We start from the raw sequence: 19,952 nt of genomic DNA, 5'->3' as shown, positions 1-19,952 counted from the left end.
CCTATATAAGTTTCGATATAAACGGAGGAACCATGAAACTGTCAAAAATTGCAGCTCTGTTGATGCTGCCCGTGCTGGCGCTGACTCTCGCGGCGTGCTCTGCCCCCAAGGGCGACGCGAAGGGTGCTACGAGCGGCGATGCGCAGATTGCCGAGCTCATAGCGCAAAAGCCGTCGAGTGCCGAGGAGGCGGCCGAGCTGTACCAGCAGCTGCTGCAAAAGGAAAACGAGATCTTTGCGAGCGATAACGCCCTATGGGAAAAGGTGTTCCTTGCGGCCAACAAAGACACTCCCATGATTGAGGACGGCAAGAACTACGGTGACTTCTTGCTCGATACCATCGAGGGCGCCAAGGATCAGTTTGCGGCTGACGAGCTTAAGACGCTTAAGGCCGGCGCGCAGCAGGTCAAGGAGATCGAGGACAAGCTCATGGCGCTGGAGAAGGAGTTCCCCGGATGCGGCAGCACGCCCGGCGAGGGGGAGAGCGTCGATGCCTCGACCGCAGGCATGACTAACGGCGAGAGCGGGGAGACGAAGTTCCCCAGCTTTAAGGGCAAGGACTTGGACGGCAACGATGTAAACAGCGACGAGCTGTTCTCCAAGAACAAGGTCACCGTCATGAACTTCTGGTTTACCACCTGCAAGCCGTGCGTGGGAGAGCTGGGCGATCTGGAGAAGCTCAACAAGGAGCTTGCCGAGAAGGGCGGCCAGGTCGTGGGCGTTAATTCCTTTACGCTCGATGGCAACAAAGACGAGGTGGCCGATGCCAAGGACGTGCTTTCCAAGAAGGGCGTGACGTATAAGAACATCTGGTTTAAGTCGGACAGCGAGGCCGGAAAGTTCACCTCCAACCTGTACTCGTTCCCGACCACCTACGTGATCGACCAGAACGGTAACATTGTGGGAGAGCCGATCATGGGCGGCATCAACTCCGCTGAGCAGCGCGAGGCGCTCAACAAACTGATCGATCAGGCACTCGCGAAGAGCGAACAGTAAGTCCGTGGGACAGACAACTGAAGGGGAGTCGCTGGAAACAGCGACTCTTTTTTCTGCTTCGGGGTAGCATCATGGGTATACGTCGAAAGGGCACGCAGCTTTTCGTGCATTGCCCGAGCGGTGCGCGAAGCAACCAAGCTGTGAGTTTTCTTAAGCGTTCTGGGTATGGCAGTGTCAAGAATATCGGCGGCATAAGCGGCTACACGGGAAAGGTGGTGCGTTAGCTATGAAGGTGGTTATCGTTGGAGGCGTCGCGGGCGGCGCATCGGCGGCGGCACGTTTGCGCAGACTCGACGAGCAGGCCCAAATTGTCATCTTTGAGCGCACGGGTTTTGTATCGTATGCCAATTGTGGGCTTTCGTACTACATTGGCGGCGTGATAGAAGAAGAGAGCGCATTGACGCTGCAGTCTCCCAAGGGCTTTTGGGATCGCTTTCGCATTGCGGTCAAGACGAGTCACGAGGTGTTTGCCATCCATCCCGATTCGCATACGGTCGAGGTTCGCAATATGCTGACGGGCGAGGAATTTGTCGAGACGTATGACAAGCTCATCCTGTCGCCGGGTGCAAAGCCGATCCGCCCTGCGTTGCCGGGCATCGACTCGGATAAAATCTTTAGCCTACGCACCGTTGAGGACACGCTGCGTATTCACAGCTATGTTCGAGAGCGGCGACCGAGCAGTGCCGTCGTGATCGGCGGCGGCTTCATTGGCGTCGAGACGGCGGAGAATCTGTGCGAGCTGGGGCTCCAGGTGACCCTTCTGCAGCGTCCCGTCCAGCTTATGAACAACCTGGATTACGACATGGCGACCCTTTTGCATACCGAGGTGCGTGAGCACGGTATCGATCTGCGCCTCAAGGCCGATGTGACAGGTTTTGAGGAAGTTGATGGCCGCGTTGTCACCCATGTTGCGGGCGATGACCCTATCGGAGCCGATATGGTGCTGCTTGCCATTGGCGTGGCACCTGAGAGCCATCTGGCGCAAGAGGCGGGGCTCGAACTGGGCATCAAGGGGGCTATTGTGGTCAACGACCGCATGGAGACCTCTGCTGCCGACGTGTATGCCGTGGGCGATGCCGTGCAGGTCACGCATCAGGTGACCGGCGAGGACGCGGTCATTTCGCTTGCCGGCCCCGCCAACAAGCAGGGGCGTGTCGTCGCCGATGTCATAGCCGGCATGGACAGCTGCTACCTCGGATCGTTGGGCTCATCGGTTATCAAGGTATTCGACTTGACGGCGGCAAGCACGGGACTATCCGAAAAGGCGGCACACGCGGCGGGAATTGACTGCGACAGCGTGGTCCTGTCGCCCGGTTCGCATGCGGGTTATTATCCGGGTGCAACGCCCATGACCATGAAGGTTGTCTTCGAGAAGCAGGGATTGCGCCTGCTGGGTGCGCAAATCGTGGGCATCGATGGTGTGGACAAGCGTATCGACGTTCTGGCGACTGCCATCCAGGCAGGCATGCGCGGCGATAGGCTTAAGGATTTGGACCTAGCATACGCGCCGCCGTATTCATCGGCGAAGGATCCCGTCAATATGGCGGGCTTTATGATCGAGAACCTCAATCGCGGCATACTGGCGCAGTGGCATTGGGAGGATGAGCCCAACTTGCCACGCGATGGCAGCGTGCAGCTGCTCGATGTTCGTACGGAAGGGGAGTATGAGCGCGGGCATATCGATGGTTTCGTAAACATTCCCGTCGATGATCTGCGCAATCGCCTGAGCGAGCTCGACCGGGCCAAGCCGGTCTACGTGATTTGCCAGAGCGGCATTCGCAGCTACATTGCTTGCCGCATTTTGGCGCAGCATGGCTTTGAGTGCTTTAACTTCTCGGGCGGCTATCGCTTCTTTGCAGCCGTGACTGAGGCTCGCCGCGGCAGCGCTAACGTTATGCCGTGCGGGCTCGAAAAGTAGCGCGCATTGGAATGTGACAAAGTGACAGCCTCTTTGTCGCATCGGGGATGTTATATGCGGGATGGTGCGCCATGCGGCGTGCTGTCCCGTTCGTTTTTTGGCGCGGTTCGTTACATTCCTCACTGGTATCGGCCAAAAATGAGGATAGAGTAGGACAAACGCGCCGAACGTGAACGGCGGGGGAGCGGGCGAGCGCGCCCGCGCGAGAGAGGTTGCCGTCCATGCTGGATCTCAGAGTTATTTGCAAAAGGTACGTTACGCAGTCGTTTACGCAGGTAGCGCTCGACAGCGTAAGCCTGTCTTTTCGCGATAACGAGTTTGTAGCCATCCTGGGTCCCTCGGGTTCGGGTAAAACTACGATGCTCAACGTCATTGGTGGACTCGACCATTTCGATTCCGGCGACCTGCTGATCGATGGCATCTCGACCAAGGATTTCAGCGACCGCGATTGGGATGCCTACAGAAACAATCGCATTGGCTTTGTGTTTCAGAGCTACAACCTCATTCTGCACCAGAGCATTTTGGAAAACGTGGAGCTGGCGCTTACGCTCACGGGCGTGGGACATGCCGAGCGCCGCCAGCGTGCGCGTAAGGCGCTCGAGACGGTTGGTCTGGGCGAGCACGTTGACAAACGCCCGAACCAGCTTTCGGGCGGGCAGATGCAGCGCGTGGCCATTGCCCGCGCCTTGATCAACGACCCCGAGATTGTGCTGGCTGACGAGCCGACCGGCGCCTTGGATTCAACGACGTCCGTGCAGGTTATGGATTTGCTCAAGGACGTTGCGCGCGATCGTCTGGTCATCATGGTCACGCACAATCCCGAGCTGGCGTACCAGTACGCCACGCGCATCGTCAGCCTGGCGGACGGCAAGGTCACCGACGATTCCGACCCCTTTGATGTGGCCACGGTCGCACATCGCGAGGCAAAACCCACGCGCAAAACCTCGATGAGCTTTATGACGGCGCTGGGGCTTTCTGCCCGAAACCTCATGACCAAGAAGGGCCGTACGGCCATGACTGCCTTTGCAGGTTCGATTGGCATTATTGGCATCGCGGCGATTCTGGCGCTCTCCAACGGCGTAAACGGCTACATCAAAAAGGTCGAGGAGGACACGCTCTCAAGCTACCCGCTTACGATTTCCAAACAAGATTACGACCTGTCGTCTATGATGGGCGGACAGGGGGGCACGGATGAGGAGGCGTCCAAGGGCGAGGACTCGTCCGATGGCGCTACCGGCGGCAAGGCTCAGGGGACCGATAAGATCCCTGTGGTCACGGCCGTAAAGGACATGTTCGCAAGTGTTAAATCTAACGATATGACGAGCTTTAAGGCATGGCTTGACGACGGCGGCAACGGTATCGACAAAGAGGTCAACGCTATTCAGTATGGTTACGGCGTGACGCCGGTTGTCTATCGTTCGAGTAAGGGCGACGAGAAGCCCGTTCGCCTTGTTCCCAACGCTATGACCGAGGCCATGAGCGGAGGCGCGAGCTCGGCGGCAACGGTGAGCATGGATTCCATGGGAACGTCGGTCTTTAACGAGATGATTGACGACCAGAGCCTGCTCGACAGCCAGTACGATGTCGTTGCCGGCCATTGGCCTACGTCCGCCAACGAGGCCGTGATGGTGCTTTCGAGCCGCGGAACGGTGGGCGACTACACGCTCTACAGCATCGGCGCGCTGGATATCGATGAGCTCAACGACCTGGTTAACAGTGCCATGACGGCCGACGGCAAGGTCAAGACGCCCAAGACCGGCAGCGACTTTACCTACGACGATGCACTGTCCACGACGTTTAAGGTGTTGTCGCCGGCCGATGCCTATCGCAAAAACGAAGAGACCGGCATGTGGACTGACATGTCTGGCGACGCCGACTTTATGAAAGCCAAGGTTGCCGACGGTATTGACGTGCGCATTGTGGGCGTGGTGCGACCCAACGAGGCGGCAAACGCGAGCGCATTGTCCCCGGGCATTGCCTATACGCATGCGCTGACTCGCCAGCTTATGGAGCGTGCTGCCGATTCGCAAATCGTGCAGGAGCAGCTTGCCCACCCCGAGACGGATGTCTTTACGGGCAAGTCTTTCGATGAACTGCAAGGCGAGGCCAAACAGGGCGTGGATTTGGGCAGCATGTTCGGTGTGGACGAAGCGGCGCTGAAGAGTGCGTTCTCGTTCGATACGTCGGCGCTCTCGGGTGCGGCCGGCGGTATAGACCTTTCTGGTATCGACTTGTCCGGGCTGGACCTTGACCTTTCGGGCGTTGGGAAGGACATCGACTTCAGCGACATCATGGCCAAAGCGCCGGCCCCAGATTTCTCGGGCATCTTTGACGGTCTGGAACTCACGCCCGAGCAGATGCAGCAGGTAGGAACGCTTGCCAACCAGCTGTTTGAGGGCTTTCTGCAGTCTGATCAGTTTAAGGCGCTGTCGCCCGAAGATCTTAAGGACGCGTCAAAGCTTGCTGCCGCATTCTCGGCGTATCTTGAGAATGATGCCGCAGCCCAGCAATGCCTGGCTCAGCTCAAGGCGTTGGGCGGCGATGCCTTGGCCGAGCGTCTGCAGCAGGTGATGGGCGACTATGTGCAAAAGCAGCTGGCTCCGTATTTGCAGCAGTCTATGGATCAGGTGATGAAGGCGGTCAGCGAGCAGATTGCGACGACGGTATCAACCCAGCTCAAGGCGGGTGCGGCAGGGTTCATGGACCAAATGGCGACGCAGATGTCTTCGAGTTTTGCCAACCTGGCGAGCGCCATGCGCGTGGATGCGGGCGCCTTTGCTCGTGCCATCCACTTCAACATGGACGCCGAGGATCTGAGCTCGCTCATGATGAGCTATGCCAAGGCGTCGAAGCTCACCTACGACAACAATCTGACCACGTTGGGCTATGCGGACGAGGCGGACCCCATTTCGGTCAAGATTTTCCCGCGCGACTTTGAGGCCAAGGAGCGTGTGCTCGATTACATCGATGCGTACAACAAGCAGGTCAAAGCTGCTGGCCACGATGAGCAGGCAATCTCGTATACCGACTACATGGGCATCATCATGGGCTCGGTGACCGACATCGTGAATACTATCAGCTTGGTGCTCATCGCATTCGTGAGTATCAGTTTGGTGGTGAGCTCCATCATGATCGGCATCATCACCTACATCAGCGTGCTGGAGCGCAAAAAGGAGATTGGCATCCTGCGCGCGATCGGCGCGTCAAAGCGCAACGTGGCCAACGTATTCAATGCCGAGACCTTTATCGAGGGCCTCATCGCCGGCGTCTTTGCCATTGTCGTCGTGGTGCTCGTGAGCTTTCCGGTTAATACCTGGGCGCTTGCGGCCAAACAGGTGCCCAATCTGATGAGCCTGCCCGTGCAGGATGCGCTGGTGCTCATCGCAATTTCAGTGCTGCTGACGGTCGTTGCCGGCCTGCTGCCGGCCCGCAGCGCATCCAAGAAGGACCCCGTCGAAGCCCTGCGCTCCGAATAATGTGACAAAGGGACAGTCCCTTTGTCACATTGAGACCCTTGCGAAAACGGGGTCTAATTACCGTTCGGCAGGTTAAGAACTCTCTCTCCCCGCTTAATGCTTGACGAAGAGTCCTCTGGTTTATATACCTATCGGTAGGCATATAGGATGTATTGCCGATAGAAATGGAGCAACCATGACTCTCACCACACCAGCCAAAAAAGATTGTCTCCGTGAAAGCGGCGCATTTGCTTGGGTCGTCGTTATTGCGCTCGGCTTAATGTCCGCCGGAACAACTGGCACATATAGCATTATTGCCGGCTCATTCGTTGCTCCAGTATGTGAAGATCTGGGCTTTGACTACACTTCTTTTTCTTTCTATTTCACCGCGATTCTTCTTGGCCTTGCGCTTGGGCTTCCGCTTTTGAGTCGCTTCATTCCAAAAGTAATCGGCAAACCATGGCATATTTGCATTGAACTCGTCCTTATTGCCGCCGGCGCCGCAATGGCGTTCTACACCGAGGTCTGGATGTTCACCGTCTCCGCCGCAGTGATCGGCATCTGCTTTTCGTTTACAACGGGCGTCTGCATGTCCGATGTCATTGACCAATGGTTCAGCAAATCGTCCGGTCTCGCCATCGGCCTCGCTTGGGGCGTTAATTCTCTCTGCACGCTGTTATTGAGTCCTGTCATTACGCTGGTCATCGAGCAGCAAGGCTGGCGTACGGGATACATCGTGCTTGCGGCCGTTTCTGCAGCTATGATTTTGCCTGCAAGCGCATTTATCATTCGCCTTAACCCCTCTGATCGCAATATGCTTCCGTACGGAGAGACCGCCTCCGAAACCCATGAGAGCTGCAGCGCCGATGAGCAGGAAGATGTCCTTTCGGGCATGGCACTCCGCGATGCCGCGAAAACGCCGTCTTTTATTCTCTGTGTCCTCTTGCTTTGCGTGGCGCAGCTCACCTGCTGCATGAACCAGCTGTTTCCAACCTATGCAAGCGAGGTCGGTTTCAATCCTATCGTAGGAAGCTTAATGGTCTCGGCAGCTTCACTCTCCGATATCTTCCTAAATCCCTTCGTGGGCAAAACATGCGACAAGCTTGGCGCTATTAAAGCAACGGTCGCATGGACAGGTGTCAGCATTCTTTCATTCCTGCTTCTTATCATTGGCGGAAGCAATGAGACCGTTTCCATCATTGCAGCTGGTGTAAACGATGTCATGTTCGCCATCGTTGGAACCGCAATGCCGATGCTTCTCCTCTCGCTCTTTGGATCACGCGATTTTGGAAGGATCTATTCGATCGTTTGCTCAGCGGGCTATGTCGTCGGTGCTTTTGGAATGCCGGTCATGATGAAGGTTTACGGCATGGCAGGGTCATTCCAGGGAGTATTTATCTTCTGCATTGCCTGCAACCTTATGATTGCTGCGTTTGCTATCGTTTCCGGCTTTCTCAATAAGGCTGCTGAAAAGTAATAAGCGCCGATTGCACCGGCATAGATTGCCACGCAACAGGGGTCGACTCCAAGCCAGATTGGAGTCGACCCCTGTTTTCGTTTTAAAGGTTGCCCGCAGGCACCATGGGCGCCAACATGCGCTTCAGCTTGGCTGGTCTATTTGAACATAAGCTCGACTATTCCCGCCCAAACCGCTTTCTCATCAATATCCTCACCTTGAGCGACCGTATTGCTTGCTCCCTCCAGAACGGTATAAAGAATTTGTACGTAGAGCATTACGTCGGCGCTATCGGAAAACGCGCCAATCTCTACACCATGAAGAAGGATGTCTTTAAGCGCATCCATGGTTCGTTTGGTCGCCGTCGCTTGACGTTCCTGAACTGCAGGAATTCGATTTGCTTGAACGCTAACCTCGGCCAGCACGCGCCGGCGCTTTTCATCGCTTCGATAGCCACCTATAACTGAATTGCCGAGCTCGATAAGCGCGGCCTTGAACCCGTCCCTATCGACTATTAGCGAGTAGTCGCGCTGATAGTCAATGGTCGGAAACATGCTGTCCAAGAGCGTAGTGAAAATCTCCTCTTTTGAGGGAAAGTAGTAGTACACCGACGGCTTGGATATACCGACAAAGTCGCAAATCTTTCCGATAGACGCTTTGTCATAACCGACTTCTGCCACAAGATCGTACATTGCGTCCAATATTTTTTTTCTTGTGCTCACGCTGCATTTCTCCATTGCAAATCACTTCCGCACTACCAACATTATTAAGGATGGCAACGGAACATCAATTCGTGTCCAAACATGACCACTATATACGGCGAACGGTATGTATCAGTAGGCGAGCGGCAATTATTCAAAATTATCTACCGAACGGTAGGTATAGTAGTACTATAGCAGGTGAAACCCCGCTATTGTCGCGGCCGGACAGCATCGCGGGAAACCCGACGGAAGGACCAACCATGTACGAGAACTATCGTATGCCGGGCGAGTTCGAGAAGCGCTCCAACGTCTATGTGACATGGCTTCCCGATTACATCCGTGCAGAGGGCTACGATAACCGCCAGCCCTGCGTTGACGTGATCAAGGCTCTGCTCGAGTATGGCGACGTTACGGTCAACCTCAATTGCGGCACCCCCGGCTCCTATGAGGAGGCTTGCTCGCGCCTGAAGGAGGAGGGGGTTGATCTCGATCGCATCGAGATCACGCAGTTCGAAGACTCCAACTTCTATGTCCGCGACAACGGTCCCAGCATCATGGTCGACGACAAGGGCCATTCTTATATGGTCAACCCCGCTTGGACCTATTACGGCGTGTGGGACAAGAACTCCCCGGAGTGCCAGTCCGCACGTAAGGCAGCCGTTCACATGGCGGTTGCGCTCGGTTGCTTCGATATCGTCAATTCCGAAATGGTTTCGGAGGGCGGCGACCGCGAGTTTGACGGTCACGGCACTCTGATCGCCATCGAGGACACGGAATGCCGCAAGCGTAATCCCGAGTTCACGAAAGAGGAAATAGAGGCCGAGTATAAGCGCATCTACAACCTCAACAAGGTTATCTGGCTTCCGCAGCCTATGCTCGAGGACGACGACTATCGACTGGGCATCCTCGACGAGAAGGAAGACGGAACTCCCGTCTTTGGCATGAGCTTTGCAGCTCACATTGATGAGATGTGTCGCTTTATCACTCCGAACAAGATTCTTCTTGCCGAGGTGTCCGATGAAGAGGCAGCCTCGAGCAAGGCTGGAGCAGAGTCTCGTCGCCGCATTGAGGCAGCCTACGAGATCCTGAGCAACGAAACGGACTGGGAGGGCAAGCCCTTCGAGATCGTTCGTATGCCCACCGCCGAGCCTATTGAAGTCGTTATCGCCCCTGGCGATGAAGATTACGAGCTCTATAAGGGCTTCATCGACGAAATGGGCGGCAAGTTTATGGATGGCACCCCCTGGCCCGAGGGCCCCGTCCACTTCTACGCCGCAGCGAGCTACTGCAACTTCCTGATTTGCAACGGCGTCGTTCTTGGCCAGCGTTATTACCACGAGGGCATGAGCGAGGTCGTGAAAGAGAAGGATGAGCAGGCCAAGGCAGTTCTTGAGAGCTGCTTCCCCGATCGCAAGGTCATCATGATTGATTCCCTCGCGCTTAACCTGTCCGGCGGCGGCGTGCACTGCTGGACTAAGGACGTGGCGGCCAGTCGTTAGTGAGCCTTAGAGCCTGCGCTCTTTGGCTTAGGCGCCACATGTACCGCTCCCCGAGGGATATCCGTGTTTTCCTCGGGGACACATTCAACAATAATTTTGATAATAATTCGAAAGGAAATAGGCATGAACAACAGCCTCCGCGGTCGCGACTACATCAACATCCATGATCTCTCCTCCGAGGATTTCCGCTATCTCATCGATCTTGCCTGGAACCTTAAGGCTCAGAAGAAGTCTGGTGTCGACCAGCGCTACTTCCCCGGCAAAAACGTCCTCGCCAACTTTGAGTGGGGCTCGACCCGTACTCGTTGCGCATTCGAGACCTCCTGCAACGATTTGGGCATGGGCTTCACTTATCTGACCAACTCCCACATGGGTGACTGCGAGACCGTCAAGGACGCCATGCGCGTCTTTAACGGCATGTATGATCTCATCGTCTATCGCGCACAGAAGGACGAGCAGTTCCTCTATGACGTCGCCGACCTGGTTGACATCCCGGTCATCAATGCCCTTACTCTCGGCGATCACCCGACTCAGATGCTCGCTGACGCTCTTACGATGGAAGAGCAATGGGGCGGTTTACGTACGAGCCGCGGCAAGAAGATGGCTTTCGTTGGCAACTGCGCCGGCGCCCCGGTGTGGTATGGCCGTCTGTGCGCTATGCTCGACATGGACTTCCTCGCCATCGGCCCCGACGACCTCCGTCATCAGATGTGCAAGGAAATGATCGAAGAGGTGGAGGCCTGCTACGCCAAGTACGCTCCCAATAGGACCTTTACCATCACCTCTGACCTCGATGCCCTGGATGGCGTTGACGTTATCGTTACCGAGGAGTGGCGCTACATCAACCCCGAGTGCGGCGAAGAGGTTCTGGATCCCGACGACTACAACTCCTGGCTGGGCGATGCCGAGTCTTTGTACCCCTATCGCGTCACCAGCGAGCTGTGCAAGCGCACCAACAATCCCGACATCTTCTGCATGCATGAGCTTCCCTCTGTCCATAACGCAGATCACCGTGTCGGCAAAATGCTCCTCGACCAGTGCAAGAACGACCTCCATCGCGAAATCATCACCGAGGGCTTTGAGATTGCCGACGAGTGCTTTGAGGCCAACGCTTCGGTCATCTTCCGTGAGGCAGAGAACCGTCAGCACACCATCAAGGCCGTTATGTGTGCCCTTCTGGGTCTCTAGGAGCTGTATCAATGGAAAATGCAAAGTTAAAGAGCAGCAAGGTTTACGCATGGGTTCTCGTAATCGCGCTCGGCCTTATGTCTGCCGGCACGACCGGATCCTATAGCGTCATCGCGGGCTCCTTCGTCGCACCCGTGTGCGAGGAGTTCGGGTTTGACTATTCCATCTTCTCGTATTACTTCACCGCAACGCTCATTGGTCTTGCGGCAGCTCTTCCGTTTGTCGGAAAACTCATTCCCAAGGTCGTTGGCAAGGTTTGGCTCCCCGTTGTCGAGCTTATTTTGCTTGCTGCCGGCGCAGGCATGGCCTTCTACACCGAAGTCTGGATGTTCATCGCCGCTGGCGCCCTGATTGGCGTTTGCTTCGCCTTCACCACCGGCGTCGCCATGTCCGACGTTATTGACCAGTGGTTCAAAAAATCTGGTGGCCTGGCAATCGGTCTCGCTTGGGCAGTGAACTCGATTTACATGCTCATCATGAGCCCCGTCATCACCTCTGTCATCGAGGCCGCTGGCTGGAGGACTGGCTATCTGGTGCTCGCTGGCGTCTCCGCCGTGCTCATTCTCCCCGCTTCCGTCCTGATTATTCGCTATAAGCCTCAGGACAAGGGCATGCTGCCCTATGGCTACGTCGAGGGCGAGACGGTCACCGAGACCGAGGAGACGACCGAGGATAGCACGCGTGGCGTTAGCTATGCGCGCGCCATTAAGTCGCCTGCCTTCTTCTTCTGCATCGGCTTCCTCTGTCTCGTTCAGCTCACTTGCTGCATGAACCAGCTCTTCCCGACGTATGCTTCCGAGGTTGGTTTTAGCCCCATGGTGGGCGGCTTCATGGTATCCGCTGCATCGCTCTTCGATCTGTTCCTCAATCCGATCGTCGGCACCACTTGCGATAGGTTCGGCAGCACGAAGGCCATTCTGGGCTGGCTCGCTGTCTCCATCCTCTCCTTTGTCATGCTCATGATGAGCAGCGGCAACTCGACGCTCAGCATCCTCGCAGCAGGCGTGAACGACGTAATGTACGTCATCGCTGGCACTGCCCTGACCGTTTTGGTTATGGATGTCTTTGGCTCCCGCGATTTCGGTCGCATCTTCGCGCTGATCTGCTCCGTGGGCTATATCGTCGGCGCCTTTGGCATGCCCGTTATGATGAAGGTCTATGAGCTTGTCGGCTCCTTCCAGGGCGTCTTCATCTTCTGCATCGCATGCAACGTTATTATCGGCCTGTTCTTGCTGCTGGCAAAAAAGACTGGTAAGAACCTCTCCTGGGACGAATAGTTCGATTCGTCTTAGACATACGCTGTAGGGCTTAACCTGCAGCCGCTTTGGGGCATCGACTAACATCGGTGCCCTTTTTCATCGAATGTGACAAAGGAGCAGCCACTTTGTCACATTGAGTGGCATGTAAATCGAGGTCTAATACTTTTCCGAGAAGTGAACGGCCATACTTGGACCTCCGAAGCATCGACATTTTTAGACGTCAAACCCGCAGGATTTGGCTGGCAAAACCGCAGGAAATTGCATCTCGAAAGTGCCGATGCTTCGGGGGCCCGTTTTCACTCGTTCACTTCTCGGGAAAAGTATTAAACCTCGTTGTATGGGGTGCGGCTGGAGGGTGGTCATCGTTCAGTAGCTACCTCTTCCTTGTGAATCGCCTGAAGCGCAAGGCATAATGCATGTGACAAAGGGACGGCCCCTTTGTTGTGTTGATATGAGAGAAGAGTAGATGATCCTTTCGCTGGCCCCTATGGAGGGGATTACCGGGCATGTGTTCCGTCGCGTGCATGCGGAGTGCTTCGGTGCGCTCGATTGCTATTACACGCCGTTTTTGCCGCCGCCGCGGGTGGGAAACCGCTTTGGCGGCAAGGCGTTTAAGGAGATCGATCCTGCCAATAACCAGGGGCTCAACGTGGTGCCTCAGCTGATGTCCAAGAACGCGGACGAGTTTGTGTGGGCGGCACAGGTGCTCGCCGACATGGGCTACCGCGAGGTCAATCTCAACTTGGGTTGCCCTTCGGGAACGGTTGTCGCCAAGGGCAAGGGCTCGGGTTTCTTGCGCAATCTCGACGAGCTCGAGGCGTTCTTAAGCGATGTGTGCGAGCGGTCGCCGTTGCCGGTGTCGGTAAAGACCAGGCTGGGGCTGGAGAATGACGACGAATACGAGCGCGTGCTCGATCTGTATTGCCGCATGCCGTTGGCAGAGCTGATCGTGCATCCGCGCGTACAGAAGGACCGCTATACGGGCTTGCCGCGCAAAGAGTTTTATGGCGAGACGCTGGAGCGTGCGCCGTTCCCCGTGGCCTATAACGGTGACATTTTTGATCTTGAGGATATGGACGCGCTGGTGGAGGCCTATCCCGGCACGCGCCATGTGATGTTGGGGCGTGGCCTGCTCGCGAACCCCGCTCTGGCTCGCATGGTCAAGGGCGGCCCTGCTGCAACGGCTGCTGAGCTGCAGCGCTTCCACGACACGCTGTTTGCGGCATATGCAGAAGAGATTGGCGGCAATGCGGTCTTCCGCATGAAGGAGTGGTGGTTCTACGCCAAGTGCGCTTTCGCTGATCCCGCTACCGTCCACAAGATCGTACGCAAGACCAAAAAGGTCGACGAATACCGCGCTGCCGTCGAGCGCGTCTTTCGTGAACAGCCGCTTGCACCCACAGCTCGCTTCCACGGCTAACTAGTCATCGGGGGCGTTCTTTAACGACTGGTCATTTAAGGACGTCCCCAACGACTATGTAGCAAAAACATGTACACCAGCATCCAAAGATGTCGAAAAATGTCGACTTTGGATGCTGGTGTACATGTTTGGGTCCGACGGGGGAGCGGGCCTAGGCAATCAGTGCATCAAGTGTAATGAGCTCTCTGAGCCGCTCCGTGCGTGTTTGCCCATGGCGTTTGGCTTTTTCGTCAAACGCCTCAAGAATCGATTCGCCCACACGTGCTGATATAACGACGCTCGGCTCATCGGAGATTGGTGGCCTTCCCAACTTGATGGTGTGACCTTTCGGCCACTCATCTTTTTCGTAGGCTTCCGCGGCTTTCTTCAACTCTCCGGGAGCAAACCCCATCATCTTTTCGAGCTGCTTAGCATCCATGGCGCCTCCTATCGATCGACATAATGTCGAGCGCCGGTTCTCGGATTCTTTTTTTGTATACAATTTTGTAGACAAAAATACAAGCAGTTCATCGGGCTAATTAGCTTGTTTTGACCTGCCTGTTCGATAGGAAATGAGCATTGACGGCTTCGATACTCCTTTGCTTTTCAGCTTGGAATTTGGATGCTCATTGAACTTCCGGAGGGGAGCCCTTTATTAAGCTATTGAGATTCTGGGCAGGAGCTCTCACTGGTCTTCGGTAATGGGGCCAGCTTAATTCGCGACACAGTGTGTCGCGAATGGGAGTAGTCGTTAGGTGTCCTTCAATGGCTACTCATATAAGAACGTTCAAGTGTCGGATTTTGTCATTTAGTGTCGCTCTCAGCGACTATTCTGGAGGGTCGTGGTCAAAAAAGGGCAAATATGAGTACTGTTGCCATTATGGTTGCATTTATTTGCTATAAATTGTAGCTCCTGATGAGATTTGTTCCCATTAAGAGCTACTTTTATTGAACATATGAGGAGAAATAACGTCGTCTGCGGACGAGTGGAACGTTGAATAGTTCCTGAAGTGATCAAAATCGCTGCTACTAAACAGGTAGCAGTACTCATATTTGCCCTTTTTTGACCACAGCCCTCTCGGAAACCTTTCCAGAGGCGTCAAACAGCCATAATCCAAAGGTCTCCTCAAACAATTAGCCGGCCAAGAGTGTCCATGACTACCAAAAAGCTGTACGCCAGCATCCAAAGATGTCGAAAAATGTCGACTTTGGATGCTGGTGTACATGTTTGGGTCGTATGGGTTGGGGCCCTGGACGGACAGAGCGTGCGTACTAGAGCAGGTTTTCCTGCACCCACGCGATGATGTCGCTCGATTCGTAGAGTGGTTTGCCGTCGATGAACAGGCAGGGAACCTGGCGTTTTCCGCCGACGGCGATGAGTGTCTGCTCGGCTTCGGTATCGGTCGAGATATTGCGCTCGGGAATGGTCACGCCGTTATCGGCCAAAAAGTGCTTGACCTTTAAGCAATACGGGCAGCCGGTCATAACGTACAGCGCGAGCTCGTGATTAGTAGCCATAGGTCTCCAATCGGTTGAGGTTTTGATTGAAATACCCAAAGCCGCCGCGGTCTATGCGCGCGTCAACGAAGACTCGATGGCCTGGACCAGAAACGCCGTGGCTCCGGTGGCGCAGGGCTTGTCGTAGTAGTCAACAAAGCGCTGGTCGGCAAGATAACCGTGGGCGAGGCCCAGGTACGCCTCGTCTTGGGGCTCGCACCCCCAGTTGAGAGCAATCCAGCGACGATGCATCGCGACAAGCTTACGAGCCTCGTTGCTCTCTGGGTCGCCAATGCCCATGGCAATTGAGAGCTGGCCCAGAATAGCGCGTTCAAGTTCCTTCATGTCGTTCCATGTCTCGGGGTCCATGTCCAGCAACGCTTCGTTTGCTGCATCGATAGCCTCATCGCCGTAGCGCGCCCGCGCCTCGGCACCGTAGCGCGCCTCGTTTTCCTGCATGGTGCGCCAGCGCTCCAGTTGCGGCAGGACGGCGCCCATGAGCGAGACGGCTTCGTCGAGCGACATGCCGGTGTTTTGTGCCAGGCGCGGGGCACAATCCTCAATCATTGCCTCCATGGTGGTGTCATAGGTGTACTTGCCGTGGTCGTAGCACCACTTGCAGTAATGATCGGTCGCGGTGCCCGTGGCATCGGTGCCGCAGTCGTCGGGCGTGAGTATCATGCCGCAGCTCTGGCAATAGTGCTCAGGCATTTCGAGCAGGTGGGACAGCGGTTCTCCGGTTACGGCGGCGATGAGCTTCATCATGTCGATGCCCGGTGTGACCTCGCCGCGCTCCCACCGGCTGATGGCCTGGCGTGTGACGAAGAGCTTAGCGGCAAGCTGCTCTTGGGTAAGGTGATGGGCGCGACGGACAGCAATGAGCTTTTCTGCAAAGGCCATAGCGGCTCCTTTCTGCTGGTTGATGGCTTAAGCATACGCGGCGGCAGGCGCCCTTCCAAGCAACCGTTGGTTGCACGACGGGGGACCGCGGCGAAGAATTGCGCGCAACGCCCCACGCCTCCATGCCGTACAATGACCGGCATGGAACCTATTGCACACATACATACCGACCTGCCGCAGAAGTTCGGCATTCCGCGCAACAGCTTTTTGGCGCCTCATCTGCAGGGACGCATCGTTTTTGAGCCGGAATTTGCCTCCAATGCAGCGGTTGAGGGCCTGGATTCCTTCTCTCACCTGTGGCTACTGTGGCGCTTCGAAAACGGAACGCCCGGCGGCACGGCTAAGGATATTGCCGTCGACGCTAAAACGCAGGACAGGTCCGGCACCAACGCAAAATGGTCGAAAACCGTGCGCCCGCCGCGTCTGGGCGGAGCCGAACGTGTGGGAGTGTTTGCCACGCGCAGTCCGTTTCGCCCTAATCCCATCGGGCTCACCTGCGTCAAGCTTGATCGTGTCGAGCTCACCGACGATGGCCCCATCATCCATGTGCTGGGGGCCGACCTGCGTGACGGCACGCCCATCTACGACATCAAGCCCTACATTCCGTTTGCGGACTGCCACCCGGATGCGACCGGAGGCTGGATCGAGGATGCTCCGTGGCAAGAGCTCGATGTTGAGTTTCCGCAAGCACTGCAGGATATGGTCCCGCCCGCAAAGCTCCTCGGCTTGGTCGAGGTCCTTCGCCAAGACCCGCGCCGCGCGGGCAGCAAGCACGAGCCACACCGCGTCTATCATCTGGCTTACGCCGGGCTCGACATATCGTTTACGGTCGATGAAACCCAGCTAACCGTAGTTGCCGTCAACGACGCGCAAGACTAACCAGCCATTCGTCCGCACCCGTCAAATTAAGCGCCAAACCCCGCGCCAAAACCGCCCACGCTGGTGGACAATAACGCCTACCAAAACAATCAACTTTGCACGGGAGTCCAGCATGAAATACGACTTCACTTCAATCATCGACCGCCACGGCATGGACGCCATCGCCGTTGACTCTTGGGGTGAGATCCCCGGTATGGCCCCGAACGCACCCGACGAGGGCTTCGACCGCATTCCCATGTGGGTGGCCGACATGAACTTTGCCACGGTGCCCACGGTCCAGGAACACATCATTCAGCGCGCCCAGCACCCTATGTTTGGCTATTTCAATCCGCGCTCCGAGTATTTCGACCGCATCATCGAATGGCAGAGCCGCCGCAATGGCGTCGAGGGCCTGCGCCCTGAACATATCGGTTACGAAAACGGCGTGCTGGGCGGTGTCGTGTCGACGCTGCGCGCGTATGTCCAGCCGGGCGATGCGGTGCTGGTCCACAGCCCCACCTACATCGGCTTTACCAAGTCCATTGAGGCCGCGGGCTATCGTATTGTCCATAGCCCGCTTAAGCTCGACGATCAGGGCGTGTGGCGCATGGACTTTGAGGACATGGAGTGCAAACTCGCCCAAAACCACATCCATGCCGCGGTGTTCTGCTCGCCGCACAATCCCTGCGGCCGCGTATGGGAGCGCGACGAAATCGAGCGCGCCATGGACATCTATCGCCAGCACGATTGCGTGGTGATATCGGACGAGATTTGGTCCGATATCATCCTGCCGGGGCACAAGCACATCCCGACGCAGTCGGTGAGCGAGGATGCCCGCATGCGCACGGTTGCCCTCTATGCGCCGAGCAAGACGTTTAACCTGGCGGGCCTTGTCGGCAGCTACCACATTGTCTACAACGAGACGCTGCGTGACCGCATCTGCGCCGTGTCCAACAAGACCCACTACAACGAGATGAATGTCCTCTCCATGCATGCGCTTATCGGTGCCTACCAGCCGCAGGGCTACGAGTGGGTGGACGAGCTCAACCAGGTGCTTGCCGGCAATATCGAGTACTTCTGCGATTACGTGGACGGGCATTTTGAGGGCGTGTCCTATTCGCGTCCGCAGGGCACGTACATGGTGTTTCTGGACTGCACCGAGTGGTGTCGCGAGCATGGCCGCGATATTCAGTGGCTGCTCGACGAGGGGGCGCGCGTGGGCGTGGGATATCAGGACGGCCGCCCGTTCCACGGGCCCTGCCACATTCGCGTGAATCTGGCGCTGCCGCTTTCGCGCGTAAGGGAGGCGTGCGACCGCCTGGACCGCTACGTTTTTGGGGTATAGGGGGCGCTCGATTCGAGTGCTGCCCCATGTGCCCACGCCGTCAAAATGTGTGGGCACATGGGGCGCAGAGGGTAGCGAGCGCGTTTTCCGCATTCGCTACTTTTCATGAATCTGCTTGCCGCAAAGATGTTCAATCGAAATCTCGTAGAGCTGGACGCCCTTTATGTCTTTGGCGATCTCCTCCTCGACTTCTTCGGCAGAAGGGTAGTACTTAAGCGCGAGCTGACGGACTTTGTCCTCGATAAACGCGGGCGCTTCATCTACCAGGCGACAACGACCAAAGACAACGGTACTCATAACGTAGGGAGCCCAGTCGCCGTCCTTGTACCACACGTTGCCGTAAACGGTAAAGCAGACTTTATCATCATGCCTGAGTGAATCGACCTTGTGGCCAGCCTTGGCGCCATGGAAATAAATCTTGTCGTGCTCGGCGTCAAAGAAGTAGTTGACGGGAATGGCATAGGGGTAGCCATCATCGCCGTTGACGGCAAAGACGCCGCGCTTGCAGGTAGCGAGCAGTTCGCGCGCTTTCTCGTCGGTGATGGCGCGTTTCTTTCGACGTAAGGGCCTAAACATCGTTGGCTTCCTTTCTACTGCGCATGGTGGTTGAGCACAAACTATAGCGAAACAGCCCCGTTTTTCTTGATACAGGCGAGTATGTTTTTGAGCTTGCTAAAGTCGAGCGGTTTGGGCAGATGGGCGTTCATGCCGGCGTCGTGTGCCGCCTTGGCGTCTTCGGCAAAAGCGTTGGCGGTGAGCGCGATGATGGGGATGTCGGCCGCATCGGCCTTTTCGCTCAGGCGGATCGCCCGGGTTGCCTCGTAGCCGTCCATGCCCGGCATCATGATGTCCATCAGGATTGCATCGAAGCTGCCGGCGGGACGACCAACATATAGATCGACCGTTTCGTTGCCGTCGGCGGCGCGAGTCACGACGATGCCTTCGCTTTCGAGCAGAGCTTGGGCAATCTCGGCATTGAGTTCGTTATCTTCTGCCAAAAGGACGTTCATGCCGGCGAGCGAGCAGCTGCTTACCTGCGTGTCTGCACATTCTTTTATCTGAGGGTTCTTGTCGATATCGAGCGGAATCCGGACGTCAAACGTACTCCCCACGCCAACCTCACTCGAAATCTCAATCGTGCCGCCCATCATATCGATGAGCGATTTGACGATAGACATGCCAATGCCGGTTCCTTGGAACTTGCTGCGCGCATCGTCGCCTTCCTGGGCAAACGGCTCGTAAATGTGCGTCAAAAACTCGGGCGTCATACCAATGCCGGTATCCGAGACGCTAAAGCAAAACACGGCGTGCTCGTCGTCGACCGGTTTGATGGTCGATGAGAACGTGACGGTGCCTCCGTGCTTGTTGTACTTGATGCTGTTGTCGAGCAGGTTGACAAGGATCTGCCGAATATGGGTGGGGCTGCCGATCATATATTGGTCGACAGACACTATGACCCAATCCGAGGGCACTAAAAAGATA

General features: G+C 56.3%; 17 protein-coding genes. 11 read left to right on the top strand and 6 right to left on the bottom strand.

Going from position 1 to position 19,952, the window contains the following annotated elements; all coding sequences use genetic code 11:
* Positions 1-32 precede the first annotated feature (32 nt).
* The 5 genes from DWY03_RS07930 to DWY03_RS10345 all read left to right on the top strand — a co-directional run bounded on the left by DWY03_RS07930 (position 33) and on the right by DWY03_RS10345 (position 7,931).
* On the top strand, positions 33-995 hold the full coding sequence (locus DWY03_RS07930; RefSeq protein ID WP_117583291.1) for a redoxin domain-containing protein: 963 nt from the start codon (positions 33-35) through the stop codon (positions 993-995).
* Between the two features lie 226 nt (positions 996-1,221).
* The gene (locus DWY03_RS07925; protein WP_117840393.1) at positions 1,222-2,913 is read left to right on the top strand and encodes an FAD-dependent oxidoreductase; all 1,692 of its coding nucleotides are present in this window, start codon (positions 1,222-1,224) and stop codon (positions 2,911-2,913) included.
* Between the two features lie 221 nt (positions 2,914-3,134).
* Entirely contained in the window at positions 3,135-6,389 is a 3,255-nt protein-coding gene (locus DWY03_RS07920; protein WP_117840392.1) for an ABC transporter ATP-binding protein/permease, read from the top strand.
* A gap of 175 nt (positions 6,390-6,564) precedes the next feature.
* Complete coding sequence (locus tag DWY03_RS07915) at positions 6,565-7,845, top strand: MFS transporter (RefSeq protein WP_117840391.1); 1,281 nt, start codon at positions 6,565-6,567, stop codon at positions 7,843-7,845.
* Positions 7,845-7,931, top strand: coding sequence for a CxxxxCH/CxxCH domain-containing protein (locus tag DWY03_RS10345; protein WP_368131530.1), 87 nt, complete (start codon positions 7,845-7,847; stop codon positions 7,929-7,931). The genes DWY03_RS07915 and DWY03_RS10345 overlap by 1 nt, the downstream gene beginning before the upstream one ends.
* Positions 7,932-7,982: 51 nt before the next feature.
* Here DWY03_RS10345 and DWY03_RS07910 read toward each other — a convergent pair whose 3' ends face one another.
* Entirely contained in the window at positions 7,983-8,546 is a 564-nt protein-coding gene (locus DWY03_RS07910) for a TetR/AcrR family transcriptional regulator (protein ID WP_022094929.1), read from the bottom strand.
* Positions 8,547-8,785: 239 nt separating this feature from the next.
* Here DWY03_RS07910 and DWY03_RS07905 point away from each other — a divergent pair, with 239 nt between their 5' ends.
* The 4 genes from DWY03_RS07905 to DWY03_RS07890 all read left to right on the top strand — a co-directional run bounded on the left by DWY03_RS07905 (position 8,786) and on the right by DWY03_RS07890 (position 13,891).
* Positions 8,786-10,024, top strand: a complete 1,239-nt coding sequence (locus tag DWY03_RS07905; RefSeq protein WP_117840390.1) for an agmatine/peptidylarginine deiminase — start codon at positions 8,786-8,788, stop codon at positions 10,022-10,024.
* Between the two features lie 123 nt (positions 10,025-10,147).
* Positions 10,148-11,212 (top strand): ornithine carbamoyltransferase, encoded by a 1,065-nt coding sequence (locus DWY03_RS07900; protein WP_006234575.1) that lies wholly within the window; start codon positions 10,148-10,150, stop codon positions 11,210-11,212.
* A gap of 11 nt (positions 11,213-11,223) precedes the next feature.
* Positions 11,224-12,489, top strand: a complete 1,266-nt coding sequence (locus DWY03_RS07895) for an MFS transporter (protein WP_006234574.1) — start codon at positions 11,224-11,226, stop codon at positions 12,487-12,489.
* Between the two features lie 448 nt (positions 12,490-12,937).
* Positions 12,938-13,891: a tRNA-dihydrouridine synthase gene (locus DWY03_RS07890; protein ID WP_117840389.1), complete on the top strand. Its 954-nt coding sequence runs from the start codon at positions 12,938-12,940 to the stop codon at positions 13,889-13,891.
* Between the two features lie 151 nt (positions 13,892-14,042).
* Here DWY03_RS07890 and DWY03_RS07885 read toward each other — a convergent pair whose 3' ends face one another.
* The 3 genes from DWY03_RS07885 to DWY03_RS10075 all read right to left on the bottom strand — a co-directional run bounded on the left by DWY03_RS07885 (position 14,043) and on the right by DWY03_RS10075 (position 16,267).
* Positions 14,043-14,309, bottom strand: a complete 267-nt coding sequence (locus DWY03_RS07885) for a ribbon-helix-helix protein, CopG family (RefSeq protein WP_055309982.1) — start codon at positions 14,307-14,309, stop codon at positions 14,043-14,045.
* An 833-nt stretch (positions 14,310-15,142) separates the two neighbouring features.
* Positions 15,143-15,388, bottom strand: a complete 246-nt coding sequence (locus DWY03_RS07880) for a glutaredoxin (RefSeq protein ID WP_117840388.1) — start codon at positions 15,386-15,388, stop codon at positions 15,143-15,145.
* A gap of 51 nt (positions 15,389-15,439) precedes the next feature.
* Positions 15,440-16,267, bottom strand: coding sequence for a TipAS antibiotic-recognition domain-containing protein (locus DWY03_RS10075; RefSeq protein ID WP_158558640.1), 828 nt, complete (start codon positions 16,265-16,267; stop codon positions 15,440-15,442).
* Positions 16,268-16,408: 141 nt separating this feature from the next.
* Here DWY03_RS10075 and DWY03_RS07870 point away from each other — a divergent pair, with 141 nt between their 5' ends.
* Both DWY03_RS07870 and DWY03_RS07865 read left to right on the top strand, forming a co-directional pair.
* Positions 16,409-17,146 carry a tRNA (N6-threonylcarbamoyladenosine(37)-N6)-methyltransferase TrmO gene (locus DWY03_RS07870; protein ID WP_231500823.1) on the top strand — a complete coding sequence of 246 codons (738 nt, stop codon included), beginning with the start codon at positions 16,409-16,411 and terminating at the stop codon, positions 17,144-17,146.
* A 112-nt stretch (positions 17,147-17,258) separates the two neighbouring features.
* On the top strand, positions 17,259-18,470 hold the full coding sequence (locus DWY03_RS07865; protein WP_117840386.1) for a MalY/PatB family protein: 1,212 nt from the start codon (positions 17,259-17,261) through the stop codon (positions 18,468-18,470).
* Between the two features lie 96 nt (positions 18,471-18,566).
* Here DWY03_RS07865 and DWY03_RS07860 read toward each other — a convergent pair whose 3' ends face one another.
* Entirely contained in the window at positions 18,567-19,046 is a 480-nt protein-coding gene (locus DWY03_RS07860; protein WP_117817255.1) for a pyridoxamine 5'-phosphate oxidase family protein, read from the bottom strand.
* Positions 19,047-19,087: 41 nt separating this feature from the next.
* Positions 19,088-19,952, bottom strand: an 865-nt coding sequence (locus DWY03_RS07855) for an ATP-binding protein (protein WP_117840385.1), incomplete at its 5' end; no start/stop codon positions are given.

This window comes from Collinsella sp. AF23-2 (genome assembly GCF_003459245.1).
Taxonomy (GTDB): domain Bacteria; phylum Actinomycetota; class Coriobacteriia; order Coriobacteriales; family Coriobacteriaceae; genus Collinsella.
This window is presented reverse-complemented; position numbering and strand designations above follow the sequence as displayed.